Consider the following 19,020-nt stretch of genomic DNA (forward strand, 5'->3'; position numbering starts at 1 on the left):
GCCGCCTCGGGCGCCGTGCTCGCCTGCGGCGTGCTGGCAGGGTGCTCCTCCGACAAGGGCGAGCAAAAGGCCGAGCAGCCGGAGCAGACCGCTGCAGCCAGCCTTGAGGGCAAAAGCCTCAACATCTATTGCGGCGCCGGCATGACCAAGCCGTTCCAGGAGATTGCGGACGCTTTCAAGGCCGAAACCGGCTGCGAGATGAACATCGCCTTCGCCAACGCCGCGCAGATTCAGACGCAGAGGGGATGCGGACGTTTCTTTGGACCGGCTATGCGGCCAGCCCAAGGCTCCTCCGGTACCGCATCGGGCTCAGCCATCCCAGCTTCTCCTTCGGCCGCTCCTCGTTGTAGTATCTCGGATAGGCGCCGAGCATTCGGCAGAACCCGGGCATCGTCACGCCCGACCAGTCCCGATGGTGGAAGAATTCATTCTTGAGCCTGCCGAAGAATCCCTCCATCGCCGAGTCGTCCGGGCTGCACCCCTTCTTCGACATCGACCTGGTCAGGCGGTTCTTCTCGCAGATCGCGATCCATCCGGGCCAGCGGTAATGGCACCCGCGATCTGAGTGCGCGCGGGGCGCTGCCCTTTGGAAAGGGCGCCGCACGCGGCTTCGAGGCTGCTGTTGGCGAGCTCCGCGTTCGAGCCCGTGCCGACCGACCAGGCGGGCAGGCCGCCGTCGAAGCAGTCGAGGATCGGGGACGGGTGCACCTTGCCGCCCGGCAGCCCGAACTTCGCGATGTCGGTGAGCCGCAGCTCGTTGGGCGCCGCGGCTCGGAAGGCGCGGTTGACCAGGTTCTCGGGCGCATCGGATATCTCGCCCTTGTACGAGCTGTACCTCGCCCTCCTCTTAGCGTACGCGACCGCCAGCCCCTCTTCGCGCATGATGCGGCGCACCGCCTTCTCGGACACCGCGACCGGGTCGTCCCCCGACCGCAGCGCGTGCGTGACGTAGCGGTAGCCGCGCGAGGCGCTCGCGCCCTCGAGCGCCTCGCGCACGCGCGCCCGCAGCCCGGCGCGCTTGTCTGGCCTGCAGAGCGCCGCTCGCTTGTACTCATAGGAGCTCTTCGATATCCTCAAGGAACCGGTGAGCTCTCTCAAGCTTCTCCCCGTCGTCGCCCGCAGCTCGTTTACGGCCAGGGCCTTCTCCCTGTCCGTCATCGCGCTGGGGCTTTCGGCTTTTAAAACCTTCGTCGCCGCCCTCAGGATGTCGTTCTCGAGCTCGAGCTGGCGCACGCGCTCCTCGAGGCTCCCCTCGAAGCCGTCGTACGCCCTGTCCTCGGAGTCTCCCATGGGCTCTATGGGGCCCCTGTCCGCCGCCGGGCTCGGGCCTTCTGCGGCTCTCGCCCAATTGCAGGCCGCCGCGGCGCTCGATACCCCCAGCATCTCGGCGACGTCCTTGCCGGCCATGCCCGACCTCACGAACGCCACGGCCTGCGCCTTCGGCGCCGGATCGTGATGGCTCCAGGGCCTGCCGGATTTCCTTTCGTGCGACGCGTCGCGCCGATTCAGCCAGTGATACAGCGTTTTGGCGCGTGGGGTATCCCAGCCTGCGCATCGCGCGCGTCACCGACCCGCCGCACTCCTCGACCGTTTCGACGGCCCTGCGCTTCTGCTCTTCCGCGTAGCTTGGCATTCGCGAACTCCTAACCGGACCGATTCGGTCCAACTATTTGTCCGCATCCCCCAACCCGGCGAGATGGCGAAGAATCGAATCGCGAAAGCGGCGGTGCCGCATTCGCTGACTGTACCGCCGGCTTCTGCGTTGTTCGTGGGCGCGTGGTAGGCCGCGGTACAATGTCGAGTATGGAACCTATCGCACACATTCACACCGACATGCCGCAGAAGTTCGGCATCCCGCGCAACAGCCTTGTTGCCCCGCATCTGCACGGGCGCATCGTGTTCGAACCGGAGTTCTCGTCGAACCTGGCGGTCACGGGCCTGGACGGGTTTTCCCACATCTGGCTTTTGTGGCAGTTCGAGAACCGCGTCCCCGGTGGCACGGCAGGCGACATCGCCGCCGATGCCGCAGCCGCGTCCGTCCCCGACGCAGCTGCGGATTCTAACGCCGCCGCCGATGCCGATGCTGCGGCTGCCCTCGACGCGGCTGCAGCATCTAGCGCCGCGGTCGATGCTGGCGCTCCCAACAGCGCCACAGCTCCCGGCGCTCACCGCCACCCGGCGGCCGACACGTGGTCGCCGACGGTGCGCCCGCCGCGCCTCGGCGGCTCGAAGCGCATGGGCGTGTTCGCCACGCGCAGCCCGTTTCGACCGAACCCCATTGGCCTTTCGTGTGTGAAGCTCGACCGCGTCGAGCTGACCGACGCCGGCCCCATCATCCACGTGTTCGGCGCCGACCTGCGCGACGGCACGCCCATCTACGACATCAAACCCTACATTCCGTTCGCCGATTGCCATCCGGACGCCGCCGCTGGCTTCGTCGACGAGGTGCCGTGGCACGAGCTTTCGGTCGATTTCCCCGATGACCTGGCGAAACAAATCACGCCGGGCAAGCTTGACGGGCTTGTGGAGGTGCTGCGCCAAGACCCGCGCCGCGCCGGCAGCAAGCACGAGCCCAAGCGCGTGTACCGCCTTGCCTACGCGGGTCAAGACATCGGCTTCACTGTCGACGGCGACACGCTCCACGTTGTAGAAATCCGCGAAGGCCGTAACTGGTAGCGCAAATACTTCCGAAGAAGGGCTAACGCGCCAAATTAGGCCCAGTGGCCCTTCTTTCTTGCGTGCGGGCGCGAGCGCCAAAGGCTATACTGCGTTTCCCCAGGTCACCGACGCTGCGAGAATCGGTCTGACCGGTCTTTCATCTGCAGACCTTCAAGCTTTGGGCTTCAACGCCCAAAGCTTTACGAACCCGTTTTCGTTAGAGAGCTTCTCGAGCCCGCCGTTGCACGAAGCGCTGCACCCTTACCGCTTGAGGCAGAGATATCGCGAAAAATCGCTCATGTATGTGATTTGCTGACAGCAGGCGGGCTATTGTCACTAATGGCGTGGCTGTGAACTGGGGAAACGTAACCGTGAATGAAGCGTTTGCTTGCGTCGCCGAGTTAAATCACATACATGAGCGATTTTTCGCGACGCGCGCCCGTCGGCCGCAACTGGTAGTTCGGTCCTACTTTCCCCGTTTCGGCAAAAACTGCAGTTGCGACACGCACACGCCTGCCAGGATGATGCCCACGCCGGCCCACTCCACTGGCCCAATGGGAGAGCCCAGCACCAGCATGGCCACGAACAGCCCCGCTGGCAGTTCGGACGCCGCAAGCACCGTGGACAGGCCCGTGGGCAGATGCGGCGTCCCGATGCTGAACAACAGCACGGGCAGGAAGAACCCGCACGCGCCCGCGATCAGGCCCAACGGCGCGATGCCCTGCACCAGCACGCCGGACACGATGAAGTCGGGGCAAATGAGGTGCGACATCACCACCGCGCCGCCGCAGATGAGAAACCCGCGCTGCGCCTGCGAGCATTCCGGCTGCACATGGCCCGAAAGCGCCATGAACGCCGCGCAACTTACGGCGGCAACCAGCCCCGCGGCAATGCCCCACGGGTTGCAGCTGGAAAGATCGGCGGCGTACAGCCCGCTTGCGAATACCGTTCCGAACACGATGATCAGCGCCGACACCACCTGGCTTGCAGCGGGCGGGCGGCGCGTGATGGCAACCTGGATTACCGTGCCGATCCACGTGAACTGGAACAGCAGCGTCAACGCCAGCGGCACGGGCAGCACGCTCATGGCGTACGTGTAGAAGATGGAGGTGATGCACGTCACGGCGCCGATGCCCACCAGCTTGGCCGTGTTCGCGCGCCCGATGGCGCTCCACCTGCGTCCGCGGGCAAAATCGATGCCTAGCAGCACGGCGAACAGGGCAAACGCAAACCACATCTGCGCGGCAGCAATCTGCGCCGAGCTGAATCCGGCAGCATAGGAGAGCTTGTAGCACGTGGCGTTGAATCCGTAGCACGCGCCGCCGAAGAACACGAGCGCCACAGCGCGCGCACGGGCAGCGGCACCTTCGGTGCGGGTGGTGGCAGAAAGGCCACGCTCCGCTCGCGAATTTGCGCCTGCTGGCCAGTTTGCGCCAGCGAGCCCCTCGGCCATCGCGTCGGCAACCGGTTTACACCGTTCAGCTGGTATAGCCGCTGCATTTTCGCCAGCGCTCGTTGCGAGCGTCACGGGCGATCCTTTTACGCGAGTTTGCCATGTAGGTTGCATTTCTGCGGAACGCAGGGAGGGGGATTGGGCGACAGAAGTTCCTGCAGCAGCAGGGGACAGGGCATGGTTCGACATACGTATGCACGCTCCTTCATGCAATCGGGAAGCTGCGTGGGCGAAAACCCGGCAGCAAAGCGGTTGCGTGGCGAAAAGAAGACGCACAAAGTCTGGAAAAGTCCACGCGCAGTTTATCAGACCTATATTGTATCAACGAAGTCAAGCACAGCGTTGACCTGCGAATTTACCCCTCAAGCGCAAAACACCGCGCGCCCTCGGTTTCCCGAACGCGCGCGGCGCACCATGCAAACCAGCAAGTCCCGCAAACCCGCTAATCCGCAAGCCTCGTGAACCCCACAAAGCCCACGAGCTCGCAAACCCGCGAACCCCGCAAAGCCCACGAACCCACAAGTCCTGCAAACCCGCAAAACTCCGCGACAAGCGCAACAAAAGACTCGTCCGCGATTCGCAAACCCGCAAACCCGCAAACCCCGCAAACCCGCAAAACCCTACGAACTACAGCTCGCAGCGGTCGAACTTCGCCAGAATCTCGGAAGCGGCGGTGCAAGACGGGCAGCCGCACCATTTCGCGCCCTGCTCCTTGCGCTGCTTCTGCTCGGCGGCCATGGCGGCGGCTGTCTCTTCGCCCATCAGCTGCTTCGCCGGGCCCTCGGCAAAGGCGATCACGGCATCGATGGTGTTCGGGCGGCCGTCCAGGTAGTCCACCAGCGTTTTCGTGGCGGCCTCAACGGCGGTATCGTCGGCGCCTTCGACGGCCTGTTTCCACGCGGCAGCGGCGTCCTTGGTCTCCTGCTTGCTCGAATCGGCGGTGGCCAGCACCTCGGCGCGCTCGGCAACGTAATCAAACAGCTCCTTGTCCATGGGGACAGCTCCTTTCACATCGATTTCTTCCGAAACCAAATTATAAGCCGCCCCCGCAGCGCGCCAAGTGCTTACCTTCAAGTAAGCGCCTGCAAACGCCCGCGCCTGCGCCCGTCACTTCGCGCGATACGCCAGCATGCATACCAGCGACACCAGGCAGAACCCGGCCGCACACACCAGCATCTGGAAGAACCCCGCGGCCCCCGGCGAGGCCGTTACGAACCCCAGCAGCACAGCCGGCGCCACCGTCGTGCCCACTTGCCGCACCAGCGCGATCGTGGCAATGGCCGACCCGCTTTCGGCGGGGCTCGTGTTCTCCAGAATCATGTAGTTCGTCGGCGCACCCATCGCAAAACCCATGCCCAGGCCCATGACGGCAAGCCCCGCAATCAGCAGCACGGCGTTCGCGCTGCCCAAGCTTGCCAGCGCCAGCATGAAAAAGCCCACGGTCGCAATGGCCAGGCCGCTCATCAGCACCGGCTTCGGCCCGAACTTGTCGATGAGCTTGCCGCCCAGCGGCGGTCCGAACATGCACATCACGCCCACGGGCAGGATATACAGCCCGCCCGAGCCCACCGGTGCGTCCATGATGAACTCGGCCACCTCGGGGATCAATGTCATGGTGATGGTGACGCAGCCCACGAAAAAGCTCACCACCATCGTCACCACAATGGCGCGGTTGCCCAAATACTCCAGGTGGAACACCGGGCTTTTCGCACGCCGCTCCACCAGCACGAACGCCACCAGGAACACGGCGAAGCCCGCCGCCGGCCCCAGCACAGCTGCCGAGCCAAGCGACGCGGCCAGGTTACCCACGTCGATGCCCTGCAGCGCCAGCAACAGCAGCAGCACGGTTATCACCATCAGCACCGATCCGGCCGCATCAAGCGGCTCGCGGTTATCGACGGTGCGGTTCGGCAGCACGCGCACCCCGGCAATCACCAGCGCTGCGCACACGGGCAGCGCGAAGAAGAACAGCGCCGACCAGTTCTCGTTGCCCACCAGGCCCATGATCAGGCTTCCCGCGGCGGCGCCCAGCACGTTGGCGATGCCTGCCACGGCGGCGGCGATACCCAGCGCCATGCCCTTCTTCTCCTGCGGAAACGTTGAGCCGATTTCCGCATTTGCCACGGGAATGACGCCGCACGCGCCCACGGCTTGCACCAAACGGCCCGCCAGCAGCACCTCGAAACTGCCGGCCATCTGCGACAATCCGCATATCAGCGACCCTGCGCCGAACGTGATCAGGCACCCCAGAAACACCGGCTTGCGCCCGCGCATGTCGGCCAGCTTGCCCACCACAGGGATGCACGCCGCGTAAAACAACGTGTAGATGTTGATCATCCAGATGCCCGTGGCGTCATCGAGGACGAACTGCTCCTGGATGACCAGGCGCACCGGCGCCACCATGCCCACGTACAGCCCGCCTAGCAAAAGCCCCAGCAGGTACACGACGAATATCGACTTCAAATTGTTTTTGCTGCTCAAAACACGCCTCGTCCTTCGCGAATGATTTCGCCATACCATAGCACTCCCGGCGCCCCGCCGGGCCATCGCCACGCAATCAGGCCATTCGGCAGGGCTCGTGGCAGCCTAGCGTGTGCGTGGGGAAGGGGTTGTGGTTGCCCGCCGCATGGGCAAAGCCATAGTCACTTGCATTTCCCCAAAACAAAAGGTGCCAAGCCATTCCGCTTGGCACCTTCCTCGGCATGTTATGCGTACGTCTCGCGCCCTGCGCGCACTACCCCCACACGCGCTCGGCGATGCGCTTGACCAGCGCGATCTTCGCCCACTGGTCGTCCTCGGTCAGCACGTTGCCTTCCTCGGTGGAGGAGAACCCGCACTGCGTGGACAGGCGCAGCTGCTCAAGCGGCACGTACTGCGCGGCCTCGTGGATGCGCGCGATAACGTCGTCCTCGTTTTCTAGCTCAGGGAACTTCGACGTGATCAGGCCCAACACTACTTTCTGGTCCTTGATGTGCGCAAGCGGTGCGAAGTCGCCCGAGCGGTCGGAATCGTACTCCAGGAAGAACCCGTCGTAGTTCGCGCCGCCGAACAGCACCTCGGCCACCGGCTCGTAGCCGCCCGAAGAGAACCACGTGGAGCGGAAGTTGCCGCGGCAAATGTGCGTGGTGATGGTCATGTCGGCGGGCTTCACCTCAAGGATGCGGTTGATCATGTCAACATAGTTGCGCGCAACCTCGTCAACGTCGATGCCCTCGGCGGCGTACGCCTCGCGCTTGGCCGCATCGCAGAACTCGCCCCAGCTTGTGTCGTCGAACTGCAGGTAGCGGCAGCCGCGGTCGTAGAACGCGCGCACGGCGTCGCGGTACACTTCCACGATGTCGTCGAACAGCACGCGCTCGTCCTGGTAGCGCTCGGTGGGGCGATACGTCGCCTTGCCGCGCACGCACGGGATCAGGTGCAGCATCGACGGGGCGGGGATGGTCAGCTTCGTGGGGTAGTCGCCGGCAATGTCGCGCAGCGCGTCGAAATGGGCCAGGAACGGATGGTCGCCGAACGCGATCTTCCCGCGGAACACCAGCTGCGCGCCCTTGGGCTTGGGGCCCTTGAACTCCACCGACCACGTGTCGGCGTCAACGTGCTCCACGTTCTCAAGCGCCTCAAGGAAGTCGAGGTGCCACATGGCGCGGCGGAACTCGCCGTCGGTGACGGCCTTCAGGCCCGCCTGCTTCTCCTTTTTCACCAGCTCGGCGATGGCCTTGTTCTCGGCGGCGGTCAGCGCCTCGCGCGTGATGGTGCCGGCGGCGAAATCGGCGCGCGCCTGTTTCAGCGCCTCGGGGCGCAGGAAGCTGCCGACGATGTCATAGCTGTAAGGAGGGTTCGTTGCGGTCATGGAGGCCATCCTTTCGTTCGATGTTGCGTACCTCAAGGATGTCACACTGGGCTAAGATAGAAAACTATCCGTTCGTTAGCATTAACCATATCTAAAAGCTATGGAAAGCGAAAGCACCGCACCTGCCGCGTTCAAGTCGCTTGCTCCATGAAGCGCTTCCTCGGCAATCGGCAACGGCAACGGTAAAACCACGTGCCCGACGCCCCGCGCTTGCGCTCGGCAAGGCGCCACGTACCGGCACTTCGCGCGGCCGCCCCCCGTGCGAAGCTTTCGCTATACGCCCTGCTCGTTTTGGTATTCGCGCACGTAATCGCGCAAAAGCTGCAGGTAGCGCTCGGCAATCGACGAAAGCGGCCGGTCGGCGCGCTTCACGTACCCCAGCTCCATGTGCTCGCTGCTTTCAAGCGGAATGGACACGATTTGGCTGCCGTTCAAATCCTCGGACAGGATGCCGCTTGAGATGGTGTACCCGTTCAGGCCAATGACCAGGTTGAACAGCGTGGCGCGATCGGTCACCACAATGCTTTTGTCCACCGCTTCGGCAATGTGCAACTCTTCGGCGAAGTACAGCGAATTGCGAACACCCTGGTCATAGCTCAGTCGCGGGTACGGCGCCAAGTCGGCAAGCGTCACGCTTGGGCGCGCCGCCAGCGGGTTGTCGCGGCTGACGAACACGTGCGGCGAGGCGCAAAACAGCGGCTCGAAATGCAGGTCGGCTGACTTCACGGCGTTCGTGATGACGCTGCCGTTGAAATCGCAGCGGTACAGCACGCCCAGCTCGCTGCGCTGCACGCGCACGTCGTCGATGATGCCGGCCGTGGACGTTTCACGCAGCGAAAACTCGTAGCGGTTCTGGTCGAATTCGCGCACCAGCGACACGAACGCGTTCACCACGAACGCGTAATGCTGCGTGGAGATGCCGAACACGCGTCGCGGCCGGTCCGTGCCCTTGTACTCGCTTTCCAAAAGCTCGGCCTGCTCAACCACCTGCCGCGCGCGCGACAAAAAGCGCATGCCCTCCTCGGTGGGCACCACGCCGGTGCGCGACCGCGTGAAGATGGTGATGTCCATCTCGCGCTCCAGTTCGGATACGGCCTTCGACAAGCTGGGCTGCGCGATGAACAGCCGCTCGGCCGCCGCAGTCAGCGACTCCGACTCGGCAACCTGGATGACGTATTTCAATTGCTGCAGTTTCATAGCCGCTATTCTACCAGCCGGCCCTGCTCCGGCAACTGCCCTTTCGGCACAAGAAACAGGATCGAAGCGGCCCGCCCGCGAACTCCGACGCCGCCCCTACAATAATGCGGATACGCCTGCGAACCCTGCGCCCGCCGCCCCAAGCGTCAACGCGTACGTGGCGGCAACGTAGGCTGCCGCCATGCCGCGCCGCCCTTCGCCCGCCAGGTCAACGGCCTCGCAGTTCATGGTGGAAAGCGTGGAGAACCCGCCAAGAAAACCCATGGTCAGCGCGGTATACGCCATCTGCCCCATGGCAAGGCACCCCGCAAGCGCCGCGCCGGCGATGGTACAGGAAACCAGGTTCACCAGCAGCGTTGACCACGGGAACGGCCCGGCGGCTTTCGGCTTCAAAAACGTCAGAGCCTTGTGTCGGCACAGCGCCCCGCAAGCACCGCCAAGCCCCACCAGCAGAAACGTCGTCAGGCTCATCGTGCATCGCCTACGCTTTCCCCGCGCCCGCGCTCGGGTCCTCCGCTCCGCGTTCGGCCACCATCCCGCTTCGTCACCGAGGCCTCTGGCGCGTTCACCCCTACAGCGTCTTGTTTGCGGTCGTCAGAAAGACAGCGGGAATCGGCCCCGATTTCCGTCTCGCAGCAAGCATGGCGCCCCGGCGCTCCGCCCCTTTCGTGCCGCTTTGCAAGTTTGTCGGCAACCGCCTTTCCCGCCAGCGCGGCCCCGAACGTGGTGGCAACGGTGATTCCCAGATACGCGGCGAACATCCCATAGCGCCCGCTCTGCAAAAACGCCAAGTTCTCGGTCGAAAGCGCGGCGATGGTGGTGAACGCGCCAATCAGTCCCACGCCCATCGACTTCACCAGCGGCGCGGGCAGCTTCGTGCGCCGCGCCACGTACTGGTTGATAATCTCAAGCGTGAAGCAGCCGAAGATGTTCACGGAAAGCGTGGCCACGGGAAACCCGCCGCCTGCTGGCAGCGCTGCTTCCAGCGCATAGCGCAGCGTTGCGCCCAAAAAGCCCATCAACAGCACCAGCGGCGTTAACGACCGCGGGCTGCGCAACGCGTGCTCCACGGAGTCTGCAATGCTCCCGTGCACCATGCCTTCTTCCGGTCGAAATGACAACGACGCTACACGCGAGGAATCTCCAGCATCTTCTGCTTCAGGTCGGCTTCCATGCGGCGCATCTCGGCCTCGGCCTCGGCGCGCTTCTGGCGGCCTTCCGCCTGAATCTGCATAACCTCGTCGAACGTCTTGATAAGCGTCTCGTTCGTGTTCTTCAGGGTTTCGATGTCCACGATGCCGCGCTCGGATTCGCGCGCGATGTCCACGGTGGAGGTGTGCAGCATCTCGGCATTCTTCTTCAGCAGGTCGTTCGTCATGTTCGTGACGGCGTTCTGCGCGCGAGCGGCCTCGGCGGAGTTCGCGATGCCCAGCGCCAGCACCATCTGGCTTTTCCATAGCGGGATGGTGTTCACGATGGTGGTCTGGATTTTCTCCACCAGCACGATCTCGTTGTTCTGCACCAGGCGGATTTGCGGGGCGGTTTGCATGGCGATGGTGCGCGTCAGGTCCAAATCGCCTAGCTTTTTCTCGAAGCGCGTGCACATGGCCTCAAGGTCTTGCGCGGCCTGCGCGTCTTCGGCGCGCCCGGATATGCGCGCTTGCTCCGTCAGTTTCGCCAGGTCACCGCTGCGAACCTCGGCAAGCTTCTTCTTGCCGGCCAGCAGGTACATGGTCAGCTCTTTGAAGTACGTCAGGTTCAGCTCGTACATCTTGTCAAGCGTGGCGGCGTCCTTCATCAGCGTCATCTGATGGCCCTTCAGCGCCTCGACGATCTTGTTGACGTTCGCTTCGGCCTTGTCGTAGCGCGTGCGCAGCGCGTCTACTTTGCTGGCGCCCTTCTTGAAGAAGCCGAACAGGCCCTTCTCCTCGGTGGCGTCGAAGCTGCGCAGCTCGGTGACCACGTCGGTGATAAGCCCGCCCACTTCGCCAAGGTCTTTCGTGCGCACGCCCGAAAGCGCCGTTTCCGAGAAATCGGCCATTTTCTTCTGCGCGCCCGCGCCGTATTGCAGCACCATGGCGGAGTCGCGCACGTCGATTTGCTGGGCGAACGAGTCGACCATCTGCTTTTCCTCGTCGGTCAGCATGCTGTCGTCAAGCTGCGACGTTGCCTGCTCGGGGGCGGACGGGACGGTGGCGGCGGGCTGCGCAACCAGCTCGGGCACCGGCGCGTCGTCAAGCGAAGGCGTCAAGGTGAGCTGGGGTTTTACTTGCTGGTCGTTGGCGTTTGTCATAGCGCTTCCTTTCGTCGTGACTCCATCGTGATCGGTGTCTCGTTTTGAATCATCATTTCATCGGCGAAGCCGATGTCGTTACCGTTCATGCTTCGGTCCCTCTCGACTGTTCAAGCTCCTCATCAAGCCGATGCGTCCCAAGCAGGCTTGGAATCCGAATTCTCATCCCGCGGTTCAAGCCAGAAACCCGAATCGTAAAGCCCAAGGTCATGCACGCTGCGACGAGCAGCCGATTCCGCAGGCGAGGCAGAGTTTCGCAACGCTTCAAACCTCACGCAACATCAAACGCTGCCGTCCTGGCGTTCAGCTGCGTTTGGCGCTATCGAACGGCCCGTCCACCAGGCCTTCTTGCGCCAGCACGGTGTGCAGCACCGAAATGTCGGACGACACGTCTATGGCCATGTCGCGGAACAGCGAGTCAAGCAGCTTCTCGAACGCGGTGTTCAGGCTGCCAAGAGCCCCTTCGATCTCGCGTTTGGACTGCTGGATGCTGCTACTTTGGATAGGCTGCCCGTCAAGCTCGCGGTACGCGTCAAGCAGCTTCACCGTTGTGGGCAGATAGTAGTCCATCAGGCGGTCTAGGTCGTCGATGACCTCGGGATTTTCGGCGGCGCAATCCAAAATGGCGCGAACAACGTGCTCAATCTGGTCAAGCGTGCGCGAAACGTCTTCGCCGGGGATGACCTGGTTGCTCTCGCGAATCTGCGCGATGAACCCTTCGCCGCGCTCGAGAATCTGGCGCTGCTGCGCCGTGGGCTCGGCTTTCGGCTCCGCCGCGCGGGCCGATTCCGCCAAGTCGCGTTGATGCTGCTGGCGCAGCGCCTCGGCGCGTTGGCTTTCGTACTGCTGGTAAGCGCCCGGCGTCATAAGCAGCATGGTTTCGCTATTGTCAAGCGCCGCTTGCCTGAACAGGCCTTTCGCCAGCATCTTCTTCACGTTCTTGCGCACGTTGTCCGCCGTGTCGGCGCATGCCGCGGCCAGCTCTTCGATACTGCAGCGGTCGCGCAGGCCGATGACGTCGCGATATCGCTCGAAGCGCTTCGCCAGCTGCAGCTTGCGCCCGCCCACGGCGGCCATGACGGCGCAGGCGGCGCCCGCAACCAGCGACGTGGCCGCGGCGCCCCAGTTCACCAGCAGCAGCAACCCGCCGCACGCAAGCAGTGGAACGGCCAGCGCGCAGCCCGTTGCCGTCAGCGCCACGCCCGCCCCGCGCTCCGACGAGGGCTTGGCGTACAGGGCATTCATCTGCTCTTCCTGACGTTTGCGCTGTTGAATGGCTGCGTACTGCTCCTGGCCGCGGCGAAACCCGTCGGATGCCTGCGCGATGCCTTTCCCGATGCTTTGCGCGGCAACGTCGATGCTGCGTTCGATGGAGGACTGCAGGTTGCTGAAATCCTTCGAGTTCACGGCGTTTTGCACCGCGTTGGCAATTTGGTCTGCAATGTTGTTTGAGGAAGCCATGGTCGCCTCTCCGGCAAGCGCTGCGCTTGGCCGAGCTGGAAATCCGTTTCTGCGATTTTACCGCAATCGGCAAGGCACGCCTATCGAACAGGCTGCGGTGATATGCCGCGCGTTTCGTATCAATATGGAAACGGTTTGCCCGCAGCTTGCCACGTAAACGAAAGCGCGCCCGTTCGCGATGTCCAGCTGGAACCGCGAACAGCCGCGCAAAGCGAAAACGCGCTCGTCTGCGGTGCCCACCCGGGACTGCAAGTGGCAGCGTAAACAACAAAGCGGTCGATCGCTATTCCAACCAGAACCGCGATCGACCGCATCTACACCTATATAAAGACTACCTACTTGCTTTCACGAGACTACAACGAAAGGGAAGAAGCAGCTTTCACAGCAACTTCGCGTTTCGTCTCGCCCTTCACCGGACGCAAGCGCGTGCCCATCGGACGCGACAGCCGCTTGATAATGAAGCGAATCGCAGCATATAAAGGATAGGCAACCACAGCGAAATCCACCAGGAAGTTCGACACCGCCTGCAAGCCGCCCGCAAACGTGCCGGCCTCAAGCGGCCCGGCAGGCGACCCCGCGGCAATCCACAGCGCGTAACTGACCAGCATAAGCACCGTGTACGATGCCATGTACCACGCAAAATGCATCTGCAAACGTCTCATGCCAACCCCTTCCAACGCACCTTCGCGCTTCGCAAACTCGCCAAACGGCCCCGAGCGAAACGCCTCTTCATGCTCACGTTCAATGTAATACCCCAATGTAAAAACCGCGTACGGCGCGCGTAAGAAAAGAGGTTCAAGTGTGCTAGTAACGCAGGTGCGCGCTTTCGATCGGAAGCGGAGGCGCGCGCAAGACCGAGCGTGACGGCGGGCGCGCGCAGCCCGAGGCGCTCCTCTGTAGGCATGAAGCCAGCATCCCGCCCTAAAACCCAAATATGTAGGAAACGTGGAGAAACCGCCCAGCAGAAAATAGTCCTTGCATCGGGGCGGGGAGGCGCGTATTATTCAATCTTGCGCCAAGCGCGAAAGCGCGAAGGCCGAAAGCCGCGGGGGCGACCCCGCAGGCGGGAACCTTGAGAACCGGATACTGGACAAGAGACGATCACAATAGCCAGTGAAGCCAGCGCAGGCAGGGCCTACCTACTTTGAGCCCGCCTGCCCCGGATTTACAATTTCTTTTAAAGTTTTTCTTTTTATGCCAAAGATCGCGGGGACGGGAGACCGGCCCCGCTCTTCTTCAACGGAGAGTTTGATCCTGGCTCAGGATGAACGCTGGCGGCGTGCCTAACACATGCAAGTCGAGCGATGAAACCGCCTCCGGGCGGACATGAAGCGGCGAACGGGTGAGTAACACGTGACCGACCTGCCCCCCGCCCAGGGACAGCCCCCCGAAAGGGGGATTAATACCTGGTACTCCGGCAAGGACGCATGTCCTGGCCGGGAAAGCCTTGGCGGCGGGGGATGGGGTCGCGGCCCATCAGGTAGACGGCGGGGCAGAGGCCCACCGTGCCGACGACGGGTAGCCGGGTTGAGAGACCGACCGGCCACATTGGGACTGAGATACGGCCCAGACTCCTACGGGAGGCAGCAGTGGGGAATTTTGCGCAATGGGGGCAACCCTGACGCAGCAACGCCGCGTGCGGGACGAAGGCGTCCGCGTCGTAAACCGCTTTCAGCGGGGAACACTTCAACGAGGGTACCCGCAGAAGAAGCCCCGGCTAAATACGTGCCAGCAGCCGCGGTAATACGTATGGGGCGAGCGTTATCCGGATTCATTGGGCGTAAAGCGCGCGTAGGCGGAGCGCTAAGCGGGACCTCTAACCCGAGGGCTCAACCCCCGGCCGGGTCCCGAACTGGCGCTCTCGAGTGCGGTAGGGGAGAGCGGAATTCCCGGTGTAGCGGTGGAATGCGCAGATATCGGGAGGAACACCGACGGCGAAGGCAGCTCTCTGGGCCGAAACTGACGCTGAGGCGCGAAAGCTGGGGGAGCGAACAGGATTAGATACCCTGGTAGTCCCAGCCGTAAACGATGGGCGCTAGGTGTGGGGGATAACATCTTCCGCGCCGCAGCCAACGCGTTAAGCGCCCCGCCTGGGGAGTACGGCCGCAAGGCTAAAACTCAAAGGAATTGACGGGGGCCCGCACAAGCAGCGGAGCATGTGGCTTAATTCGAAGCAACGCGAAGAACCTTACCAGGGCTTGACATCACCGTGAAGCGGCGGAGACGCCGTGGCCGGAAGGAGCGGTGACAGGTGGTGCATGGCTGTCGTCAGCTCGTGCCGTGAGGTGTTGGGTTAAGTCCCGCAACGAGCGCAACCCCTGCCCCGTGTTGCCAGCATTCAGTTGGGGACTCGCGGGGGACCGCCGGCGTCAAGCCGGAGGAAGGCGGGGACGACGTCAAGTCATCATGCCCCTTATGCCCTGGGCCGCACACGTGCTACAATGGCCGGTACAGAGGGTTGCCACCCCGCGAGGGGGAGCGGATCCCGCAAAGCCGGCCCCAGTTCGGATCGGAGGCTGCAACCCGCCTCCGTGAAGCCGGAGTTGCTAGTAATCGCGGATCAGCACGCCGCGGTGAATACGTTCCCGGGCCTTGTACACACCGCCCGTCACACCACCCGAGTCGTCTGCACCCGAAGCCGCCGGCCGAACCCCTCCGGGGGGCGGAGGCGTCGAAGGTGTGGAGGGTGAGGGGGGTGAAGTCGTAACAAGGTAGCCGTACCGGAAGGTGCGGCTGGATCACCTCCTTTCTAGGGAGATTCGACCAATCAAGAGAATCGCTGCCTCACTGGAAGTCTCTTCCATCCAGCATCCGGCTCCCGGGGCTCCCGCCCCGAGGCACCTTGACAGCCGAACAGCGAAGCGAAGCGAAAGCACAACGACGCGGGGCCGGGGCAATCCCCCCGGCCCCCGAGAACGAATTATTTAGAATCGATCCAATTAAGACGATTCGGATTCTTCACGATCGCAACGATCATTCATCTGGTATTCTCTATCGATTTGAACGACCTGTACTAATTCAGTCAGGATCCCTTGGATGGAAGATGTTAAGGGCGCGAGGCGGATGCCTTGGCGCGGGAAGTCGACGAAGGGCGCGGCAAGCTGCGATAAGCCCGGGGGAGGCGCAAACGGCCTTCGATCCCGGGATTCCCGAATGGGGGAACCCAGCGGGGGCAATGCCCCGCTACCGGCGCCTGAATCAAATAGGGCGCCAGGAGGCAACCGGGGGAACTGAAACATCTAAGTACCCCGAGGAAGAGAAATCAACCGAGATCCCGGGAGTAGCGGCGAGCGAAACCGGGCCAGCCCAAACCGGCGCGCGTGTCACAGCGTGCGGGCGCTTCCGCGCCGGGGTTGCTGGGCGGGACGCGAGGGGGCCGCACCCCCCTCCCGCTGTCATAAACCTGCCCCTCAGGGGAACGGCCTGGGAAGGCCGGCGGAACAGGGTGAGAGCCCCGTACCCGAAGAGGCGCAGGCAGCGGGTTCCCGATTCCCAGAGTAGCGCGGGGCACGTGAAACCCCGCGCGAAGCAGGGGGGACCACCCTCCAAGGCTGAACACTCTCCCGCGACCGATAGCGAACCAGTACCGCGAGGGAAAGGTGAAAAGCACCCCGAGAGGGGAGTGAAACAGCGCCTGAAACCTCGCGCCCACGAGCAGCCGGAGCAGCCATCGCGCTGTGACGGCGTGCCTTTTGTAGAATGAGCCAGCGAGTCACCGCGCGCGGCGAGGTTAAGCTATAGAAGCGAGCCGCAGCGAAAGCGAGTCTTTAAGCGGGCGACGTAGTCGCGCGCGGTGGACGCGAAGCCGGGTGAGCTACCCATGGGCAGGCTGAAGCGGGGGTAAGACCCCGTGGAGGGCCGAACCCACTTCGGTTGAAAACGGAGGGGATGACCCGTGGGTAGGGGTGAAAGGCCAATCAAACCCGGAGATATCTCGTTCTCCCCGAAATAGCTTTAGGGCTAGCCCCGGCCGTTTTCCCGCGGCGGTAGAGCACTGGACGGAGGAGGGGGCCTCACCGCCTACCGATGCCGACCAAACTCCGAATGCCGACGGGACGGAAAGGCCGGGAGTCAGAGCATGTGGGCTAAGCTGTGTGCTCGAGAGGGAAACAGCCCAGACCGCCCGCTAAGGCCCCCAAGTCGTCGCTGAGTGGCAAAGGATGTGCCCCTGCCCAGACAACCAGGATGTTGGCTTAGAAGCAGCCATGCATTCAAAGAGTGCGTAACAGCTCACTGGTCGAGTGGGGGCGCGCCGACAATTCACGGGGCTAAGCGACGCGCCGAAGCGGCGGAATGTAGACACATTGGTAGGGGAGCTTCCCCTGGGCGGAGAAGCCGGAGGGCGACCGACGGTGGAGCGCAGGGGAGTGAGGATGCTGGCATGAGTAACGAGAGCGGCGCGGGAAACGCCGCCGCCGTAAGCCCAAGGTTTCCTGGGGAAGGCTAATCCTCCCAGGGTCAGTCGGGAGCTAAGGCGAGGCCGGAAGGCGTAGCCGATGCGCAACAGGCGGACATTCCTGTACCGCCTCTGGACCGCTATTCAGACCGACGGGGCGACGGAGAAGGGTACGCAGGCGGGGTTCTGGACGCCCCCGTGAAAGCGCGTAGGCCGCAGGGCAGGCAAACCCGCCCTGCAGGAAGGCCGAGACGCGAGACGAAGCCGCATGGCGAAGCTGCGGAGCCCACGCTCCCTGGAAAAACCCCTAGGCAGGGACAGAGGCGCCCGTACCAAAACCGACACAGGTGGGCGGGTAGAGCATACCGAGGCGATCGGGGGAACCATGGTCAAGGAACTCGGCATAACCGCTCCGTAACTTCGGGAGAAGGAGCGCCGCCCGGGGTGGAGGGACACGCTCCCCGAGCCCTGGGCGGCCGCAGCGAAACGGCCCAAGCGACTGTTTACCAAAAACACAGGACTCTGCCAACCCGCGAGGGGAAGTATAGGGTCTGACGCCTGCCCGGTGCCGGAAGGTTACGCGGATGCGTTAGCACTCGTGCGAAGCGCTGAAGCCAAGCCCCGGTAAACGGCGGCCGTAACTATAACGGTCCTAAGGTAGCGAAATTCCTTGTCGGGTAAGTTCCGACCTGCACGAACGGCGTAACGACTTGGGCGCTGTCTCGACCATGGACCCGGTGAAATTGCACTATTCGTGAAGATGCGAATTACCTGCGGAAGGACGGAAAGACCCCGTGAACCTTCACTGCAGCTTGGCATTGGCCGTTGGCTCGGCGCGTAGAGGATAGGCAGGAGGCATCGAAACCGGGGCGCCAGCCCCGGCGGAGCCGCCCTTGGAATACTGCCCCCTCCGTTCCGGCGGCCTAACGCGGCGCCCTGACCGGGGCCGCGGACCGTGCCAGGCGGGTAGTTTGACTGGGGCGGTCGCCTCCTAAAGAGTAACGGAGGCGCGCAAAGGTTGGCTCAGGACGGTCGGCAACCGTCCCGAGAGCGCAAGAGTGCAAGCCAGCTTGACTGCGAGGCGGACGGGCCGAGCAGGTGCGAAAGCAGGCTCTAGTGATCCGGCGGCACAGAGTGGAACGGCCGTCGCTCAACGGATAAAAGGTACTCCGGGGATAACAGGCTGATCTTGCCCAAGAGTCCACATCGACGGCAAGGTTTGGCACCTCGATGTCGGCTCATCGCATCCTGGGGCTGAAGTCGGTCCCAAGGGTACGGCTGTTCGCCGTTTAAAGCGGTACGCGAGCTGGGTTCAGAACGTCGTGAGACAGTTCGGTCCCTATCCTCCGCAGGCGCAAGTGGATTGAGGAGGTCTGCCCCTAGTACGAGAGGACCGGGGTGGACGGGCCTCTGGTGCAGCGGTTGTCGACCAACGGCACGGCCGCCTAGCTACGCCCGGCACGGATAACCGCTGAAGGCATCTAAGCGGGAAGCCGTCTCCGAGATGAGTCCACTTTCCGGTAAGGGCCCGGGTAGAACACCCGGTCGACAGGGCGCAGGTGCAAGCGGGGCGACCCGCTCAGCCGAGCGCTGCTGATAGCCCGAGCTCTTCGCATCCTCGTAAGGGATTTTGCGAGGCGTCGATGTGCGGGCAGCTTCCTTCGCTGCACGGCCGCCAGGGTCGCCCCGGAAGGGGACCCGGGCAGGCTCAT

13 protein-coding genes, 2 rRNA genes and 1 pseudogene are annotated in these 19,020 nt (G+C 63.4%); 4 read left to right on the plus strand and 12 right to left on the minus strand.

All coding sequences use genetic code 11. The features are described 5' to 3' along the window. Window positions 1-30: 30 nt before the first annotated feature. Window positions 31-228, plus strand: a pseudogene (locus ET524_RS12180) (substrate-binding domain-containing protein); the annotation flags it as partial. Between the two features lie 40 nt (window positions 229-268). Here ET524_RS12180 and ET524_RS07410 read toward each other — a convergent pair. Both ET524_RS07410 and ET524_RS07415 read right to left on the minus strand, forming a co-directional pair. Next, window positions 269-493 (minus strand): IS3 family transposase, encoded by a 225-nt coding sequence (locus ET524_RS07410; protein ID WP_129424584.1) that lies wholly within the window; start codon window positions 491-493, stop codon window positions 269-271. Between the two features lie 8 nt (window positions 494-501). After that, window positions 502-1,428 carry an IS3 family transposase gene (locus ET524_RS07415; RefSeq protein WP_129424586.1) on the minus strand — a complete coding sequence of 309 codons (927 nt, stop codon included), beginning with the start codon at window positions 1,426-1,428 and terminating at the stop codon, window positions 502-504. A 366-nt stretch (window positions 1,429-1,794) separates the two neighbouring features. Between ET524_RS07415 and tsaA the strand changes: the two genes are divergently transcribed. Beyond that, a complete protein-coding gene (tsaA, locus tag ET524_RS07420; RefSeq protein WP_236648280.1) occupies window positions 1,795-2,676 on the plus strand; it encodes a tRNA (N6-threonylcarbamoyladenosine(37)-N6)-methyltransferase TrmO in 882 nt (293 codons plus the stop codon). 448 nt (window positions 2,677-3,124) lie between these two features. Here tsaA and ET524_RS07425 read toward each other — a convergent pair whose 3' ends face one another. The 10 genes from ET524_RS07425 to ET524_RS07470 form a co-directional block, all read right to left on the minus strand. Next, window positions 3,125-4,111 carry a DMT family transporter gene (locus ET524_RS07425; RefSeq protein WP_201738721.1) on the minus strand — a complete coding sequence of 329 codons (987 nt, stop codon included), beginning with the start codon at window positions 4,109-4,111 and terminating at the stop codon, window positions 3,125-3,127. A 627-nt stretch (window positions 4,112-4,738) separates the two neighbouring features. Then, window positions 4,739-5,104 carry a 3-hydroxyisobutyrate dehydrogenase gene (locus tag ET524_RS07430; RefSeq protein WP_129424590.1) on the minus strand — a complete coding sequence of 122 codons (366 nt, stop codon included), beginning with the start codon at window positions 5,102-5,104 and terminating at the stop codon, window positions 4,739-4,741. A gap of 114 nt (window positions 5,105-5,218) precedes the next feature. Further along, complete coding sequence (locus tag ET524_RS07435) at window positions 5,219-6,592, minus strand: MFS transporter (protein WP_201738722.1); 1,374 nt, start codon at window positions 6,590-6,592, stop codon at window positions 5,219-5,221. Between the two features lie 253 nt (window positions 6,593-6,845). After that, window positions 6,846-7,961, minus strand: a complete 1,116-nt coding sequence (locus tag ET524_RS07440; RefSeq protein ID WP_201738723.1) for a 5-methyltetrahydropteroyltriglutamate--homocysteine S-methyltransferase — start codon at window positions 7,959-7,961, stop codon at window positions 6,846-6,848. 273 nt (window positions 7,962-8,234) lie between these two features. Then, entirely contained in the window at window positions 8,235-9,158 is a 924-nt protein-coding gene (locus ET524_RS07445) for a LysR family transcriptional regulator (protein ID WP_129424596.1), read from the minus strand. A 96-nt stretch (window positions 9,159-9,254) separates the two neighbouring features. Next, entirely contained in the window at window positions 9,255-9,629 is a 375-nt protein-coding gene (locus tag ET524_RS07450) for a fluoride efflux transporter FluC (RefSeq protein ID WP_129424598.1), read from the minus strand. Beyond that, on the minus strand, window positions 9,626-10,255 hold the full coding sequence (locus ET524_RS07455; RefSeq protein WP_129424600.1) for a fluoride efflux transporter FluC: 630 nt from the start codon (window positions 10,253-10,255) through the stop codon (window positions 9,626-9,628). Before ET524_RS07455 ends, ET524_RS07450 begins: the two co-directional genes overlap by 4 nt. Window positions 10,256-10,284: 29 nt before the next feature. Beyond that, window positions 10,285-11,451: a toxic anion resistance protein gene (locus ET524_RS07460; protein WP_129424602.1), complete on the minus strand. Its 1,167-nt coding sequence runs from the start codon at window positions 11,449-11,451 to the stop codon at window positions 10,285-10,287. A 303-nt stretch (window positions 11,452-11,754) separates the two neighbouring features. Continuing rightward, window positions 11,755-12,912: a 5-bromo-4-chloroindolyl phosphate hydrolysis family protein gene (locus tag ET524_RS07465; RefSeq protein WP_129424604.1), complete on the minus strand. Its 1,158-nt coding sequence runs from the start codon at window positions 12,910-12,912 to the stop codon at window positions 11,755-11,757. A gap of 353 nt (window positions 12,913-13,265) precedes the next feature. Next, window positions 13,266-13,574 (minus strand): hypothetical protein, encoded by a 309-nt coding sequence (locus ET524_RS07470; RefSeq protein WP_129424606.1) that lies wholly within the window; start codon window positions 13,572-13,574, stop codon window positions 13,266-13,268. Window positions 13,575-14,148: 574 nt separating this feature from the next. Here ET524_RS07470 and ET524_RS07475 point away from each other — a divergent pair. After that, window positions 14,149-15,661 (plus strand): 16S ribosomal RNA (locus ET524_RS07475). Window positions 15,662-15,948: 287 nt separating this feature from the next. Continuing rightward, a 23S ribosomal RNA gene (locus tag ET524_RS07480) occupies window positions 15,949-18,926 on the plus strand. Together the 16S and 23S rRNA genes form the textbook arrangement of a ribosomal RNA operon. The last annotated feature ends 94 nt before the right edge of the window (window positions 18,927-19,020 follow it).

This window comes from Senegalimassilia faecalis (assembly GCF_004135645.1).
Taxonomy (GTDB): Bacteria; Actinomycetota; Coriobacteriia; order Coriobacteriales; family Eggerthellaceae; genus Senegalimassilia; species Senegalimassilia faecalis.